This window comes from Halomonas sp. 1513, assembly GCA_001971685.1.
Taxonomy (GTDB): domain Bacteria; phylum Pseudomonadota; class Gammaproteobacteria; order Pseudomonadales; family Halomonadaceae; genus Franzmannia.
Genome location: CP019326.1, coordinates 3,560,737 through 3,575,726 on the forward strand (window position 1 = coordinate 3,560,737; position 14,990 = coordinate 3,575,726).

At 65.3% G+C, this 14,990-nt stretch carries 18 protein-coding genes; 4 read left to right on the forward strand and 14 right to left on the reverse strand.

What is annotated here, in order from left to right; all coding sequences use genetic code 11:
* Positions 1 to 17: 17 nt before the first annotated feature.
* The 8 genes from BWR19_16210 to BWR19_16245 are packed head-to-tail and all read right to left on the reverse strand — an operon-like array spanning position 18 to position 7,639.
* On the reverse strand, positions 18 to 1,463 hold the full coding sequence (locus tag BWR19_16210) for a dihydropyrimidinase (protein ID APX94355.1): 1,446 nt from the start codon (positions 1,461 to 1,463) through the stop codon (positions 18 to 20).
* Positions 1,456 to 2,196, reverse strand: coding sequence for an Asp/Glu/hydantoin racemase (locus BWR19_16215; protein APX94356.1), 741 nt, complete (start codon positions 2,194 to 2,196; stop codon positions 1,456 to 1,458). The genes BWR19_16210 and BWR19_16215 overlap by 8 nt, the downstream gene beginning before the upstream one ends.
* Positions 2,193 to 2,651, reverse strand: a complete 459-nt coding sequence (locus BWR19_16220) for a cyclophilin-like superfamily protein (protein ID APX94357.1) — start codon at positions 2,649 to 2,651, stop codon at positions 2,193 to 2,195. The genes BWR19_16215 and BWR19_16220 overlap by 4 nt, the downstream gene beginning before the upstream one ends.
* A complete protein-coding gene (locus BWR19_16225; protein ID APX94358.1) occupies positions 2,648 to 3,400 on the reverse strand; it encodes an Asp/Glu/hydantoin racemase in 753 nt (250 codons plus the stop codon). Before BWR19_16225 ends, BWR19_16220 begins: the two co-directional genes overlap by 4 nt.
* A gap of 27 nt (positions 3,401 to 3,427) precedes the next feature.
* The gene (locus tag BWR19_16230; GenBank protein APX94359.1) at positions 3,428 to 4,801 is read right to left on the reverse strand and encodes a hydrolase; all 1,374 of its coding nucleotides are present in this window, start codon (positions 4,799 to 4,801) and stop codon (positions 3,428 to 3,430) included.
* Between the two features lie 17 nt (positions 4,802 to 4,818).
* Entirely contained in the window at positions 4,819 to 6,099 is a 1,281-nt protein-coding gene (locus BWR19_16235; GenBank protein ID APX94360.1) for a C4-dicarboxylate ABC transporter permease, read from the reverse strand.
* Entirely contained in the window at positions 6,096 to 6,656 is a 561-nt protein-coding gene (locus tag BWR19_16240) for a hypothetical protein (GenBank protein APX94361.1), read from the reverse strand. Before BWR19_16240 ends, BWR19_16235 begins: the two co-directional genes overlap by 4 nt.
* Before the next feature lie 8 nt (positions 6,657 to 6,664).
* Positions 6,665 to 7,639, reverse strand: a complete 975-nt coding sequence (locus tag BWR19_16245; GenBank protein ID APX95072.1) for a C4-dicarboxylate ABC transporter substrate-binding protein — start codon at positions 7,637 to 7,639, stop codon at positions 6,665 to 6,667.
* A gap of 382 nt (positions 7,640 to 8,021) precedes the next feature.
* Here BWR19_16245 and BWR19_16250 point away from each other — a divergent pair, with 382 nt between their 5' ends.
* The 4 genes from BWR19_16250 to BWR19_16265 all read left to right on the forward strand — a co-directional run bounded on the left by BWR19_16250 (position 8,022) and on the right by BWR19_16265 (position 10,657).
* Positions 8,022 to 8,702: a GntR family transcriptional regulator gene (locus tag BWR19_16250; GenBank protein ID APX94362.1), complete on the forward strand. Its 681-nt coding sequence runs from the start codon at positions 8,022 to 8,024 to the stop codon at positions 8,700 to 8,702.
* A 74-nt stretch (positions 8,703 to 8,776) separates the two neighbouring features.
* A complete protein-coding gene (locus BWR19_16255) occupies positions 8,777 to 9,580 on the forward strand; it encodes a pseudouridylate synthase (GenBank protein APX94363.1) in 804 nt (267 codons plus the stop codon).
* The gene (locus BWR19_16260; GenBank protein APX94364.1) at positions 9,577 to 10,434 is read left to right on the forward strand and encodes a tRNA cyclic N6-threonylcarbamoyladenosine(37) synthase TcdA; all 858 of its coding nucleotides are present in this window, start codon (positions 9,577 to 9,579) and stop codon (positions 10,432 to 10,434) included. Before BWR19_16255 ends, BWR19_16260 begins: the two co-directional genes overlap by 4 nt.
* Complete coding sequence (locus tag BWR19_16265; GenBank protein ID APX94365.1) at positions 10,427 to 10,657, forward strand: hypothetical protein; 231 nt, start codon at positions 10,427 to 10,429, stop codon at positions 10,655 to 10,657. Before BWR19_16260 ends, BWR19_16265 begins: the two co-directional genes overlap by 8 nt.
* A gap of 4 nt (positions 10,658 to 10,661) precedes the next feature.
* Here BWR19_16265 and BWR19_16270 read toward each other — a convergent pair whose 3' ends face one another.
* The 6 genes from BWR19_16270 to BWR19_16295 all read right to left on the reverse strand — a co-directional run bounded on the left by BWR19_16270 (position 10,662) and on the right by BWR19_16295 (position 14,978).
* Entirely contained in the window at positions 10,662 to 11,426 is a 765-nt protein-coding gene (locus tag BWR19_16270; GenBank protein APX94366.1) for an ABC transporter permease, read from the reverse strand.
* Complete coding sequence (locus BWR19_16275) at positions 11,423 to 12,256, reverse strand: nitrate ABC transporter ATP-binding protein (GenBank protein APX94367.1); 834 nt, start codon at positions 12,254 to 12,256, stop codon at positions 11,423 to 11,425. The genes BWR19_16270 and BWR19_16275 overlap by 4 nt, the downstream gene beginning before the upstream one ends.
* Before the next feature lie 14 nt (positions 12,257 to 12,270).
* Positions 12,271 to 13,302 (reverse strand): taurine ABC transporter permease, encoded by a 1,032-nt coding sequence (locus BWR19_16280; protein APX95073.1) that lies wholly within the window; start codon positions 13,300 to 13,302, stop codon positions 12,271 to 12,273.
* A 270-nt stretch (positions 13,303 to 13,572) separates the two neighbouring features.
* Positions 13,573 to 14,055 carry a bacterioferritin gene (locus BWR19_16285; protein ID APX94368.1) on the reverse strand — a complete coding sequence of 161 codons (483 nt, stop codon included), beginning with the start codon at positions 14,053 to 14,055 and terminating at the stop codon, positions 13,573 to 13,575.
* Positions 14,056 to 14,237: 182 nt separating this feature from the next.
* Positions 14,238 to 14,444: a (2Fe-2S)-binding protein gene (locus BWR19_16290; GenBank protein APX95074.1), complete on the reverse strand. Its 207-nt coding sequence runs from the start codon at positions 14,442 to 14,444 to the stop codon at positions 14,238 to 14,240.
* A gap of 81 nt (positions 14,445 to 14,525) precedes the next feature.
* Positions 14,526 to 14,978 (reverse strand): RDD family protein, encoded by a 453-nt coding sequence (locus BWR19_16295; GenBank protein ID APX94369.1) that lies wholly within the window; start codon positions 14,976 to 14,978, stop codon positions 14,526 to 14,528.
* Positions 14,979 to 14,990: the final 12 nt, after the last annotated feature.

Genomic DNA, 14,990 nt, shown 5'->3' on the forward strand with positions numbered 1-14,990 from the left:
CGCACTGTTCGAGCGGCTTACCACGCGGCACCCCCCGGCGGCCGAGGCTTGGGCCGAGCCGGCGCGGGCAGGGCGCAGGGCAGGAACTGGCCGCGCCCGGCGACGCCCAGGTAGTCGCCGTCACGCCACACCACCTCGCCACGTGACAGCGTCAACGCCGGCCAAGCCGACACTGGTATGCCCTCGTAGGGGGTGTAGTCGACGCCGTGATGCAGGTCGCTGTTGCGGATGCGCCGGTCCAGGCCGGTCTCCCAGATCACCAGGTCGGCATCGGCGCCGACGGCGATCGAGCCCTTACGCGGATAGAGGCCATACATGCGCGCCACATTGGTGGCGGTGAGTGCCACGAACTGCTGAATGGTCAAGCGGCCCGTCTCCACCCCATGGCTGAACAGCAGGGCAAGACGCGTTTCGAGTCCCGGGATGCCGTTGGGAATACGCTCGAAGCTGGCGTCGCTGCCGGCCGCGAACTTGCCCTGGGGGCCAGCGAAGGTGAACGGCGCATGATCCGAGGAGAAGATCTGGAAGGCGCCACTCTCCAGGCCATCCCAGACCACTTGCTGGTTGGCCTTGTCGCGCGGCGGCGGGCTGCAGATGCACTTGGCACCGTGGTGATCGTCGTCCTCGATGCCCAGGTCGTCAGCGGTCAGGAACAGGTACTGTGGGCAGGTCTCGGCATAGATGCGTAGGCCGTGGCTGTGCGCCCAGCGCAGCTGCTCTATCGCCTCACGCCCAGAGACGTGGACGATCAGGATCGGCACGTCGACCAGTTCGGCATAGGCAATGGCGCGGTGGGTGGCCTCACGCTCGACCAGCATGGGCCGCGCCTCGGCGTGATAGCGGGGAGCGGTATGGCCATGGGCAAGCAGACGCTCGGTGAGCCAGGCGATGCAGTCGGCATTCTCAGCGTGCACCATGACCATGGCACCGTGCTCACGGGCCACCGCCAGCACGTCGATGATTTCGCGGTCCGACAGCTTCAAGTCGTCGTAGGTCATGTAGATCTTGAACGAGGTGTAGCCTTCGCGGATCAGTGCCGGCAGCTCATTGGCCAGCACCTCGGGGGTCGCGTCGGTCACGATCAGGTGGAAGGCGTAGTCGATACACGCCTTGCCTTCGGCACGCTGGTGATAGTCGTCGACGGCGGCGCGCAGGCTCTGGCCTTTCATCTGGCAGGCAAACGGAAAGACCGTGGTGGTGCCGCCGCAGGCCGCCGAGCGGGTACCGCTGAGAAAGTCGTCGGCCATCTTCGAGCCGTCAGAGGTGGGCTGGTCCAGATGGCAGTGCCCGTCGATGCCGCCTGGCAGCACCCAGCGGCCGGCGGCATCCATCTCTTCACGCCCGGCGCCGAGACCGCTGCCCAGCGCCGTTATCACGCCGTCGCGGATGCCGATATCGGCCTCGAACACATCGGCGGCGGTGGCGCAGCGGGCGCGCCGAATCACCAGATCGAATTCAGCCATGCGCCATCACTCCTTCCATCAGTTGACCCCAACCGCTGACTGACGCCTCGCCATGTCCGGTCATGCGCAGCATCTTCCACACCACGGTGGCCGTGGTATCCAGCACCGGTACTCCCAGCTCCGCCTCCCACTGTGCTACCAGGTCGGCCGAACAGAGATTGGTGCAGGCCACCACGATGGCCGGCGCGCCGGCCTGGGCCACACGCCGTACCTGGGCGGTGAGCGTTTCCGCGCTGACCTCGGCGTAGGCGAAGTTCTCGCTAATGCCCAGATGGTCTTCGGTGACCACCGCAAATCCTTCGCCGCGGTAGTTGTCGAGAATTCGCTGCTGCACGTCGTCGGTGTAGGGCGTCACCAGACCAAACTCGCGTAGGCCGTATTCGGCGAGAATCTCATTCAGCGCCAGCATCGATGTGGTTGCCGGAATACCCGTTTCATCCGTAATCCGCTGGCACAGGGTCACGTCATGGTCGAACCCCAGCCAGCCGGCCGAGGTGCCGCTCCAGCCGATCACGTCGACCCGGGCGTCGGCCAGCAGGCAGGCTGCCGCCAGCACGTGGCGATCATCGAACTGGCCCAGCGCCCGCGCGCTGAGCGCAATTTCAGTCACGCTAAAGCGCGAGAAGTGCGCGCTGACCCCGGGAACCTTGGCCACCATGGCAGCCGTGAGCGGCTCGAGCGCCGTATTGGACGAAGGCGTGAGCACGCCGAATCGACTGCGGTTCACGGTCATTGGGAGCCTCCTTGGGTCGGGTGGGTAGTGATGGTCAGCGGCTGGGCGCCCTGCCATAGGCAGCGTCGACCCAGTTCCGGGAGCTGCTCGAGTCCTTCGACGAGGCTCATGAAATGATTGCCAGCGATCGGCCCCAGCTTGCTGGCAAAGCTGCACGCGCCGTAGGCCAGCAGGATCTCGGTCTCGCTGTATCCGCCGGGGTAGAACAGCACGTCGCCGGGAGCGGGATAGCGGGTGGGGTTCTCCCACGGCAGGGCGAAGTCCTTATCGCCCAGGGGTATCCACACCCCTTCACCGCTCCAGCGCACGTGCACCAGCTGCGTCTGCCAGGGCAGGAGCGCGAGAAAGGCTGCCGCGCTGTGCGGCGCATCGGGACGGGTCTCGGCCACGAACTCGAGGTCGTGGGAGACCAGCCGCAGGCGGACGACACTCTCGGCCGACTCAGGACGGCTCATTGCTGATCCTCCCGGCCGATCAGCTGCCGCAGTGCCGGCGACAAGCCCACAGCACCTTTCACCGGCGGCGCGGCGTAGCTGCCCGCGGTCGCCTTGGCGGGGCCCAGGCGGGCCAACAGCTCCGCCTGCTGCACCGCGCAGCTCACCCCATCCACCACCGGCACCGGTATGCGCTGTGCCACGCTGCGCGCCAGGCCGGCCAGAGGCGCGCCGGCGATGATCAGCACATCCGCGCCATCGTCGCGAATCGCCGCCTCACACAGCGCCACCAGCTGCTCGCCCTTGTCCTGCTGCACGCTGCCGATATTGGCCAGCGGCTCGTCCAGACAGCGGATACCGGCCAGACGCGAGGTCATGCCATAGCGATCAACGGTCTCGGCGTACCAGGCCCGAATACGCCGCGAGATGGCCACGATGCCGATCTTGCCGCCGAGCATGGCGGCGCTCATCAGCGCACTCTCGGTCAGGCCCACCACCGGTATCGGCAGCATCTCGCGGGCCGCTTCAAGCCCCGGGTCGCCAAAGGCGGCCACCACGGCGGCATCGTGTCCGGAAAAGTGGTCGGCCAGCTCGTTGAGCGTCGCGTAAGCGCCGATGGCAGCCTCGGCGCGGGTCTCGATATAGGCCACGCCCAGCGCCGCCGTGCGCAGGGTCAGCTCAGTCCCCGGACTGGCCGTACGGCGCGCCTCGGCCTCGATCAGCTCGGTGACGCTGTGCGAGATGTTGGGATTGACGATCAGCAGTTTCATGGGCGCTCCCTCGAGCCGTTAGCAGGGTCAGACCTGGGCCCGGGCGCGGGACCAGAGTGCTTCGGCCGCGTGCTGGGCATCGGCCAGCAGCGCCGGCGTATCCGCCAGGCACAGCTCGCCCCCCTCGACCACCACCTGCCCATTGCAGACCACCATCTCCACATCGCGCCCCTGGGCGGTATGCACCAGATTGCCCAGCGCATTGATCAGCGGCACCAGGTGCGGGCGGCGGAAATCGAAGACCGCCAGGTCGGCGCGCTTGCCGGGCGTCAGCGAGCCCAGCTCATGCCCCAGGCCAAGCGCCTTGGCGCCGTTCAGGGTGGCCATCTCCAGCACATGGTGAGGCTGCCAGGTGTCGTTCACCTCGCCTTCCTGGACGCGGCCCATGATCAGCGCCCAGCGCATGACCTCGACCATGTCGGCGTGCATGTTGTCGGTGGCCAGTGTCAGGTTGGCGCCGGCTTGACGCAGTCGGGTGGTGGGGGCAATGCGCCCGCCGGTGGCATTGCCGCGCGGGACATGGGCGATATTGGTGCCTGCACGACCGATACGCGCGATATCGCTGTCGCTGACGTACATACAGTGCGCCGCAGTGAAGCGCGGCCCGAGCAGCCCGACCTCCTCGAGCAGCTCACTCGGGCTCATGCCGTCGCGCTCCTCGACGCGACGATTCTCCTTGCGGCTCTGGGAGAGATGACCATTGACCTGGATACCCAGGGCGTCGCGGGTCTCGGCCACCTTCGCCAGCAGCTCGCGGGAGCAGGTGTCCGGCGCATGGGCCGCCAGCTCGACGCCCAGGCGGCCATCCATCTTGCCCTGCCAGCGCTCATGCAGCGACACCGCCTCGCCCAGCGTCTTCTCGCCAATCGCGGTGCGATGCTCCCACACCCCTTCATGAACGCGACTGAAGTCCACATCATGGATGCGGCCACAGGTGATCACCCGCATGCCCAGTTCGCCCATCGCCGGCAGCGTCAGGTCGGCATGCACATAGCTGTCATTGATCAGGGTGGAACCGAACAGCAACGCCTCGGCGGCGCCCAGTCGCGCCAGTGCCACCGCTTCTTCCTCGCTGACTTCATGGCCGTGGGGCACGCCCGGGGTGTAGGCCGGGGCGAAGCCCATGTCCTCGGCCACGCCACGTACCATGCTCAGGATGGTGTGGGTATGCACATTGACGAAACCTGGAATGATCACTCGACCATGCATATCCAGGGTAAGGCGGGCGGGTGGGAGCGGCTCGCCGGCAGCGTGGGGGCCCACCTCGACCAGGCGCCCCTGATGGATCACCAAGCGACCGCAGGCGATCTCACCGAGCTGTGGGTCCACGGTCAGTAAGCGCGCGCCGTAAATCACCAGGTCGGCGGGGTGCTCGGCGTCGAACGGAGAGGGTGTCGGCATGGTCTGCTCCTCAGGATTCAGTAACCGAGTGCACGAGGCAGCGCGGTGACGATTTGCGGAAAGGCGATGCATAGCCCGAGGATCGCGAACTGGAAGGCGACGAACGGCAGTGACTCTCTGACCAGCGTCATCATCGGCACCTTGGTGATGCCGCTCATGACGAAGTAGAGCACGCCAACCGGCGGCGTCATCATGCCGACCACCAGGTTGTACATGAACAGAAAGCCGAAATAGAGCGGATCGATGCCGTACAGCACGGCGACGGGCGCGAACAGCGGCACCAGCATGATGTAGGCGGCGTTGGACTCGATCAGCATGCCGATCACCACCAGCAGCGCCATGGTCAGCAAGATGAAGATCATCGGGTCCGCGGTCAGCGACTGGATGAACGATGACAGCATCATCGGCACCATCTCGATGGTGAAAATGAAGGTCAGCACCGACGCAAACGCGATCAGCGCACCGACCATTGCCGAGGTCACCGCGGCGCGGTAGAGACAGCCCGGCAGGTCGGCGACACGCAGACGACGCGTAACGACGAATCCAATGAACGCCGAGTAGACCACCGCGATGGCCGCCCCTTCGGTCGCGGTAAAGATGCCGCCTACGATGCCGCCTACCACGATCACCGGCATCAGGATGATGACAATGGCGCGCCGCGCCTGACGCGCCACATTGCAGAGATTGAAGCGCTCGCCGGTCAGCGGATAGCCGCGCTTCCAGGAGATCCAGCTCGCAATGACCATGAAGCCCACGGCCAGCAGGATGCCGGGCAGGATACCCGCCATGAACAGCCCGCCCACCGACACCGAAGAGCCGGCCATCAGGGCGTAGACGATCATCGCATTGCTGGGCGGGATCACCGGGCCCAGATTGGCCGCCGAGGCAATCACCGCCCCCGAGTAGGCATCCGGGTAGTACTTGCGCAGCGACGGCACCAGCGTACTGCCCATGGCGCTGGCGCTGGCCACCGCCGCGCCGCTCACCGACGCGAAAATGGTGCCGGAGGTAATCGTCACGTGGGCCAGGCCGCCGTGCATCCTGCCCACTAGGCTGTTGGCAAAGGAGATGAGCCGGTCCATGATCCCGGCTCTCACCATCAGCTCACCGGCGAGCATGAACAGCGGAATGGCCATCAGCGGGAAACTGTTGACGGCGTGCAGCATTCGCTGCGGCATCACCACCAGCTCGAAATCGAGCATCCACAGGCCCGCCAGCGACCCAAAGCCGAGGGCGAAGGCCAGCGGCATGCCGAGTACCGCCAAGCCCAGAAACAACCCTATCGCCAGCCAGGTCATGTCAGCTCCTCCCAGGTGCGAGACCCGCCCCAGGCCAGCAGGGCCAGATGCAGGAAGGCATGGGCACCGCAGATCAGCACCGCGATGTAATAGATCGCCGAAGTGATCGGCAGTGTCGGCATCAGCTCGGGCCAGCGATCGAGGGTCGCCACCCAGGCGCCCAGCATCACCATCAGCATCAAGGTCGTCGAAACGCCTGCCATCAAGCGGAAAAGCAGCTCCTTCAGCCACTCAGGCATCAGCATGACGAACAAGTCGATGCCCACGTGAACCCCATGCTTCACACCATGGGGAATAGCCAGGAAGATGGCCCAGACGAAGAACAGCCGCGACAGCTCGTCGGCAGAGTCGATCGACGACCCCAATACATAGCGCCAGAACACCTGCAGGGAGACGATGGTCGCCATCAGGCCCATCACGGCCACGATGCCCCAGTAGGTGGTGGCATCGAGCAGCTCCACGATGCGCTTGGCACGCCGAAAGGCTCGGGAACGTGGCGGGGGCTTGGGCCCCCGCGCCTTGGCATCGTCGTGCGGTGGTGCAGATGTGTCCGTCATGCCTGACCTCACAGCGCCGCTTCGGCTTCCTGGATCACCAGTTCGAGGAACTCAGGATCAACGCGCTCCGCGAGGCTCTCGGCGACTTCCATGGTCGCTTCGCGCAGTTCGGCGCGCAGCTCCGCCGAGATCGGAGTGAACTCCATACCGGCCTCGATCAGCTGCTCGCGCCAGGACTCCTCCTCCTCTGCCGCAGCCTCACGCTGCCACTCCATGGCCGCTGTCATCGCCTCATCGACGATCACGCGATGCTCCTCGGAGAGGCGCTCATAGCTACGCTGATTGGCGACGGCGTTGATGAAGTCGTAGAAGTGGCCACTGTCGGAGAGATGCTCCTGGACCTCGTTGAAGCGACGGCTGGCGATGATGTTGTAGGGGTTCTCCTGACCGTCAAGCACTCCCTGCTGCAGGGCGGAGTAGAGTTCAGAAACGTCCATCGACACCGGATTGGCCCCCAGTGCACGGAAGGTCTGCAGGTGGACTTCATTCGGCTGCAGGCGAATGCGCATCCCCTCGAAATCCTCGACCGACGTAATCGGGCGGAGATTGTTGGTGACATGCCGGAAACCGAGCTCGCCGTAGCCAAGGTTGACGAAGCCCAGCTCGGCCATCTTCTCATCGAGGTGCTCGCCGACCGGGCCATCCATTACAGCGAAGGCCTGATCACGGCTATCGAACAGGAACGGCAGGCTTACCGCTTCGTACTCGGGGACCGAACGAGTGAAATAAGCGATCGAGGTAAAGACGGCAAAGATGCTGCCTGAACGCACCTGATCGACGTTCTCTGTGGCCCCGCCCAACTGCATCGCCGGGAACAGCTCGACAGAGATCTCGCCGTTTGACTCGCTCTCGACCTGCTCCTTGAAGACCTCCATGGCCCTCGACACGGAGTGATCGGTGGGGAAATTACCGGCAACACGAAGTCGCTCTGTCGCCAGCAATGAGGACGACAGCATCATGCCCGCTGTCAGCAAGGTAGCCATCTTCACGACATGGAACTTGGACATCTGGAAACCCTCCGGATCATTGTTATGACGGAGCCGAGCCAGGCGCCCGGTCACCTCACAAAGTCTGAGCAAGCCCCATGCCATGCCGGGGCGCTTCGTTCTTGGCGCGATGCCGACGTCACCTGCAACTCCATGATTTGGAATGTTAAAAATTTTGTTCTTAATATTGTTTAGCATTTTGTTTAACGGATTGCGTACAATTTTTAAGATAGATCACGCACACAAACTGTGCAAATATTCTCCGCAGGCGCCTTTAAGGTGCAGCCGGAGCACCGCCATCCGCCCACTTCCAGCGGCTTCTGATCTGCGCTGGGCTGCGGCATACTGAATCGCACATCACTGACAAATGGGGATTGCAATGGAAGCCTCCACCACCAAACTGGCCATCGAGCAGATCGCCGAGCGCATCACCGACGCGGTGATGGAGCATCGGCTGCCGCCGGGCATCAAGCTGGTGGAGGAGAAACTGGCAGGCGCCTTCGGCGTGAGCCGGACCAAGATCCGTCAGGCCCTGACGCTGCTGGCCAAAGAGGGACTGGTGACGCTGCATCCCAACCGCGGCGCCTTCGTCAAGCGACCTTCTGCCGAGGAGGCCAGGGACCTGTTCGCCACCCGCCGGCTGGTCGAGCCTGAAATCGTACGTAACGTCATCGCCAGGGCCTGTGAACAGGACATCGCCCGGCTACACCAGCACCTCGAAGAAGAGGCACAAGCGCGAGCGACAGGAGATCGCCGCCGCATCATTCGGCTATCCGGTCAATTCCATATGCTCTTGGCAGCGCTGGCAGACAACGCCTTCATCGAGAAGCTGATGGCCGAGCTGTGTCCTTTGACGTGCCTGATCATCGCGCTATATGACGCACCGCAGACCCCAGCATGCCCCGAAGACGAACATAGCCAAATTGTCGAGGCCATAGAGAATCACGATGAAGCGGCTGCCATCCGGCTCATGCTGCATCATCTCGAACATATTGAATCCGAGCTCATGCTCGACGCAGCGCCCAAGCTGGATATCCACTGGGAAACGCTCTACGGCTGAGATCCACAGGCGATACGGATGACAGCGGCGTGCCGAGCAGCGACAATGGCCGCCCATTTCGAGACGCCGCTGCCATGCCTGCCACGCCCCCCAGCCGAGACGCCTGCGCCCCGCTGCCGATCCTGTATCGCGATACGGCGCTGGTGGTCGTGGCCAAGCCGTCAGGGCTGCTGGTCCACCGCACCGCCCTGGCCCGCGGCGAGACGCGCTTCATGGTCCAGACGCTGCGCGACCAGCTCGGCCAGCGGGTCTACCCGGTGCATCGCCTCGACCGCCCCACCTCGGGGGTGATGGTGTTCGCGCTAAGCGCCGAGATCGCCGCAGCCCTGGCCCAGGCGTTCACCGAGCAGCATGTCGCCAAGCGCTACCTGGCGGTGGTGCGCGGCGTCGGCCCCTCAGCCGAGCGGCTCGACTACCCGCTGCGCGAAGAGGACGGCAGCCGCCCCAAGGCGCAGATGCCGGCCATGCCGGCGGCCACCGAGATCCGCCGCCTCGACAGCGTCGAGCTGCCGGTACAGGTCGACCGCTACCCCAGCAGCCGCTATTCGCTGATCGAGGCGCGCCCGCTGAGCGGGCGCCGCCATCAGATCCGCCGCCACCTGTCGCAGCGCGGCTACCCGATCATCGGCGATGCCAAGCACGGCAAGGGCAACCACAACCGCTTCTTCAAGGAGCGGCTCGGCTGCCCGCGGCTGCTGCTGGCCGCCGTCGAGCTGCGCTTTCCGTACCCGCGGGAGGCCAGGCAGTTGCAGGTCAGCGCGCCGCTGCAGGAGGACATGCAGCAACTGTTCGAACGCTTCGGCTGGGCCGCCCATCTGCCCCAGCATGACATCGTCTGGCATGACGCCGACTCACCGACATTCGCCACCGCCCCATGACCGATATCGACGCTCCCCCTTCCGGCGCCAACGCCGCCGACGACTACGACCTGCGCTTCGGCGGCATCCGCCGGCTTTACGGCAGCCGCGCCGCCGACACCTTCCGCCACGCGCATGTGGTGGTGGTCGGCGTCGGCGGCGTCGGCAGCTGGGCGGTGGAGGCGCTGGCCCGGGCCGGGATCGGCAAGCTGACGCTGATCGACCTCGACGACGTCTGCGTCTCCAACGTCAACCGTCAGCTCCACGCCCTCGACGGCACCATCGGCCGCCCCAAGGTCGAGGTGCTGGCGGAGCGCTGCCGGGCAATTCACCCCGGTATCGAGGTGGTCGCCGACGCGGCGTTCGTCACCCCGAGCAACCTCGCCGAGCGGATTCCCAACGACGCCGACCACGTGCTGGATGCCATCGACAGCGTGGTGGCCAAGGCGGCGTTGATCAATTGGTGCAAGCGGCGCAAGATTCCCATCACCGTGACCGGCGCGGCCGGCGGCCAGACCGATCCCACCCGCATCCAGGTCGCCGACCTGACCCGCACCGAGCACGACCCGCTGCTGGCCAAGGTCCGCGCCCGGCTGCGCCGCGACTTCGGTTTCTCGCGCAACCCCAAGCGGCGCTTCTCGGTGGAGTGCATCTACTCCGACGAGCAGCTGGTCTACCCGGGTGCCGACGGCGAGGTGTGCCTGACCAAGCCGGGAACCGGGGATGCCACCCGACTCGACTGCGCCTCGGGCTTCGGCGCGGCTACCTTCGTCACCGGCGCCTTCGGCTTCGCCGCCGCGGCGCGGGTCATGGCGCGACTTGCCAAGCGGGCCGCCGCGCGCACAGCAGATTCTCAGGAGATTCAGGATGCATGACGCCAAGCGCCCGGTAGCGGGCATCTACCGCCACTACAAGGGTGCCGACTACGAGGTGGTGGGTGTCGCCCAGCACAGCGAGAACGAAGAAGCGCTGGTGGTCTATCGCGCCCTCTACGGCGACTACGGCCTGTGGGTCCGGCCGCTCGAGATGTTCTGCGAAACGGTGGAGATTCAGGGCGAGACGCTGCCGCGCTTCGCCCTGATCAAGGCCTTCGACTGAGGCCTCAGCGGTCCTGGCCGCGGTGCGCCCAGCGAGTCATGCGCTTCTCGAGCACGGCGAACAGCTCGTACATCACCATCGCCATGGCGCTGATCACGATCAGCCCGGCGAACACCAGCGGCATGCGCATCTGCGAACCGGCGCTCATCATCAGGTAGCCGATGCCCTGATTGGAGGCCACGGTCTCCGATACCACGGTGCCGACGAAGGCCAGGGTAATGGCGACCTTGAGCGAGGCGAAGAAGTACGGCAGCGAGCGCGGCAGCCCCACCTTGAGCAGCACGTCGAGGCGCTTGGCGCCGAGTACCCGCAGCACGTCCTCCAGCTCCGGCTCCAGGGTGGCAAGGCCGGTGGCGACGTTGACCACGATGGGGAAGAAGCAGATCAGGAAGGCGGTGAGGATCGCCGGCACAGAGCCGATCCCGAACCACACCACCAGGATCGGCACGAAGGCGACCTTGGGGATGGCATTGAAGCCCACCAGCAGCGGGTAGCAGGCGCGATACATGAAGCGCGACGAGCCGATGATGAAGCCCAGCACCAGCCCGACCGCCACGCCCAGACCGAAACCGACCATGGTGGTCCACAGGGTCTGCCAGGAGTGCATGCCGATCGGCCCGGCGAAGGTGATCATGGCCTGGAAGGTATCCCAGGCGCCGGGGAACAGGAATGGCGGCACGTCGAGCGCGCGCACCGTGCCCTCCCAGATCACCAGCAGCGCGACTACCGCCAGCCACGGCGCCAGTCGCTCCTTGGTGGTGGCCTTCATGCCGCACCTCCGCGTATCTCGCCGATCTGCGCGCGCAGTTCGTGCACCAGGGTGGTGAAGGGCTCTCGATAGGTGGTTTCCAGCTCACGCGGGCGCGGCAGCGCCACCTCGCGCCGCTCGACGATGCGCCCCGGACGCTTGCTCATCACATACACGGTGTCGGCCAGGAAGGCCGCCTCGCGCAGGTCGTGGGTGACCAGCACCACGGTGAAGCGCTGCGCCTGCCAGAGATCGCGCAGCACGCACCACAGCTCCTCACGGGTAAAGGCATCCAGCGCGGCAAACGGCTCGTCCAGCATCAGCAGCTTGGGTTGATGGATCAGCGCACGGCAGATCGAGGCGCGCTGCTGCATGCCGCCGGAGAGCTGCCAGGGGTACTGGTCCTCGTAGCCTTCCAGCCCCACGGTGCGCAGCAGCTCCCGCGCCCAGCCGACGAACTCCGCGCGCCGCTTGCGAAACTGCGCGCGGTAGGGTTTGACGATCTCCAGCGGCAGCAGCACGTTGTCGAGGGTGGTGCGCCACGGCAGCAGGTTGGCGTTCTGGAACGCCATGCCGGTGATCTTCAGCGGCCCGCTGACCGGCTCGCCGGCGACCCGCACGCTGCCCTGGGTGGGCCCGTGCAGGCCGGTGCAGAGCTTCATGAAGGTCGACTTGCCGCAGCCCGAGGGACCGACGATGGCGACGAATTCGCCCTCGCGGATGGAGAGGCTGATGTCCTCGATGGCGTTGCCGCTATCGTCATAGGCGAGGCTGACGCCGTCGAAGTCGACGAAGCCGCGCTGGCTGCCCGCCGACGCGGCGGCGGGCGACTCGGTGGTAGTGGCGGTCATGGCAACCCTTGGATTCAATCGACAAAGATCATGCGGTCATCCTGGGCGGGCAGGAAGCGCGAGGTGAAGACCCGCTCGGCGTCAGGCACCGCGGGCAGGTCGTAAGCCTCGGCCACCAGCCGGATCGACTCTTCCAGGCGCGCCTCGTCGATGGCACCGGCGCCGTGGGCACGGGCGTCCTCGGTGTCGATGGCGCCCTCGATGGCCAGCTTCAGGCGGCGCGTCTCGAGCTCGACGTCGATCAGGCCGTCGCGGTTGCGCACATAGTCGATGGCACCCTCGGGGTCGGCCAGGGTCTCGGCAAGCGCCCGGTTGAAGGCGCGCAGGAAGCCTTCCACCGCCTCGGGGTTCTCCTCGGAGAACTGCTCGCTGGCGATGATGGCATTGCCGTAGAGCGGCACGCCGTAGTCGGGGAACGGCATGATGGTCAGCTCGCTCTCCTGCATGCCGCGTGCCTCGAGGTTGAGCAGGCTGGTGAAGTAGAAACCGGTAATGGCATCGACGTCGCCGCGCTCGAGCAGCGTCTCGCGAAGTGCCGGGTCGACGCTCTGCCAGGTCACGGCATCGGCGTCGAGGTCGTTGGCATTGGCGAAGATGCCCCAGGCGCGGTAGCCGGTATCGAAGGTCGGCGCTGCCAGGGTCTTGCCGGCCAGGTCGGCGGGCGTCTCGATGTCGCGATCCTTGCGCGCGAAGACAGCCGCTGGCGATCCGTCATAGACCACATAGACGCCCTGGATGCCCGGGCCGTCGGGGTTCTCGGCCAGGAACTCGACCAGCGCATTGAGATCGCCGAAGCCCATCTGATAGGCGCCGCTGGCGACCCGGTTGATGGCCCCCGCCGAGCCGCTGCCGGAATCGATCTCGACGTTGAGCCCCTCCTCTTCGAAGTAACCCCGCGCCACCGCCATCAGGAAAGGCGCCGACGGCCCCTCGAAGCGCCAGTCGAGCTGGAAGCGAATATCGGTAGCGGCGCTGGCCGTGCCGCTCAGCAGCATCGCGCCAAGCGCGGTGGCCAGGGAAAGGGGGCGAATCACGGATCGATGCATGGCAGAGGCCTCGGTATACAAGATTGTCGTTATTGGGTATGCAGGTTTCTTGCCATATCCGGCTCATCGCTTGCCGCCCCATCCCGCAAGGCATCGCGCGCCGGTCGCATGGCTCGAGGGCGTCGGCCGCGTTTCTTCTTGGTGCGGCCGCCGAGCGCCCATGCACCAGCATAGAACATTTGGCGCTGCCGGCGGCACAGGCCTCAACGCAAGACACCGGCCCTGAGGCCGGTGTCGCAATACGCTGCGGGTCGTGAAGGGGCTAGCGTCTCACTCGTCGCCGGCCATCTGCATCTGACGCTGCATGTAGTTCTCGATGCCGACCTTGTCGATCAGGCCGAGCTCGGTTTCGATATGATCGATATGGTCTTCTTCATCGGCAAGGATATCGCGGAAGATGTCGCGGGAGACGTAATCCTTGACCTGCTCGCAGTGGGTGATGGCCTCGATGTAGTCCTTGCGACCGTCGTGCTCGATCTTGAGGTCGCACTCGAGCATCTCGCGCACGTTCTCGCCGATGTGCAGCTTGCCGAGGTCCTGCAGGTTGGGCACGCCCTCGAGGAACAGGATGCGTTCGATCAGGCGATCGGCGTGCTGCATCTCCTCGATGGACTCGTCGTACTCCCACTTGGCCAGCGCCTTGAGGCCCCAGTCCTTGTACATCTTGGCGTGCAGGAAGTACTGATTGATGGCCACCAGCTCGTTACCGAGGGCCTTGTTGAGGTGCTGAATGACCTTGGCGTCGCCTTTCATGAAACGTCTCCTGAATACATGACACAAACCGCTAGGGTCGCCGCAAGCCGCGGCGGCATGCAACCAGTATCGACAAAAAACCGGGAAAAGGCAAAAAGACCAATCAAGACAGGAGTTTAGCGAGACGCTCTCGCATTTGCAAAGGACTGCAGGTGGCAATGGCTAACGGCTGGCAGCCAACCTCACACGGCATAGGCGAGATCGAAGTCGGCCTTGACCATGGTACTGACGACCGCCTCGCGGGTGAGCGCCTTGCCAACGCAGGCACACTTGCCGCACTGGGTGGCACAGCCGGTGGACTCGCGTACCTCGCGCCAGCTGCGCGCGCCGCCGTCCACGGCCTCGCGAATCGCCTTGTCGGTCACCCCATTGCAAAGACACACGTACATGCGCATCACCTCGCTGATCATCCACACAACAAATGTAAATGATTCGCAGAGAGTATTGCAAGTGCGAGTACGACCTATTGATTAGGTAGCCGACTTTTCCGGCTTGGGCAGCACCACGACGTGGGTGCCCGAGGCAATATCGGGCCAGCTGCGGCGCTGTGCGTCGAACAGCACCCACCAGTAGCCGATGCCCAACAGGGCCAACGACAGGCAGGCGACGAGGAAGCGAATCAGGCTCTGCGCCAGGCTGATGCTGGCACCGTCCGGGGTCTGCACGCGCAGTCGCCAGGCCTGCATGCCCAGCGTCATGCCGGCGCGCATCCAGCAGAAGGCAAAGAAGGCGAAGGTCGCCACGTACAGCAGGCCATGGAAGAGCGGCGACTCGTTAGCCTCGCCGCGGTTGAGCGCCACCGCAATGAGGGCCAGCAGCACCCAGATCGACATGACCAGGAAGCTGTCGTAGAGCATCGCGCCCAGTCGGCGGCCGAGGCCGGCCGGCCATACGCGGTCGAGATCGGTAAAGCGTCGTCGCATAGCGTCCTCTCG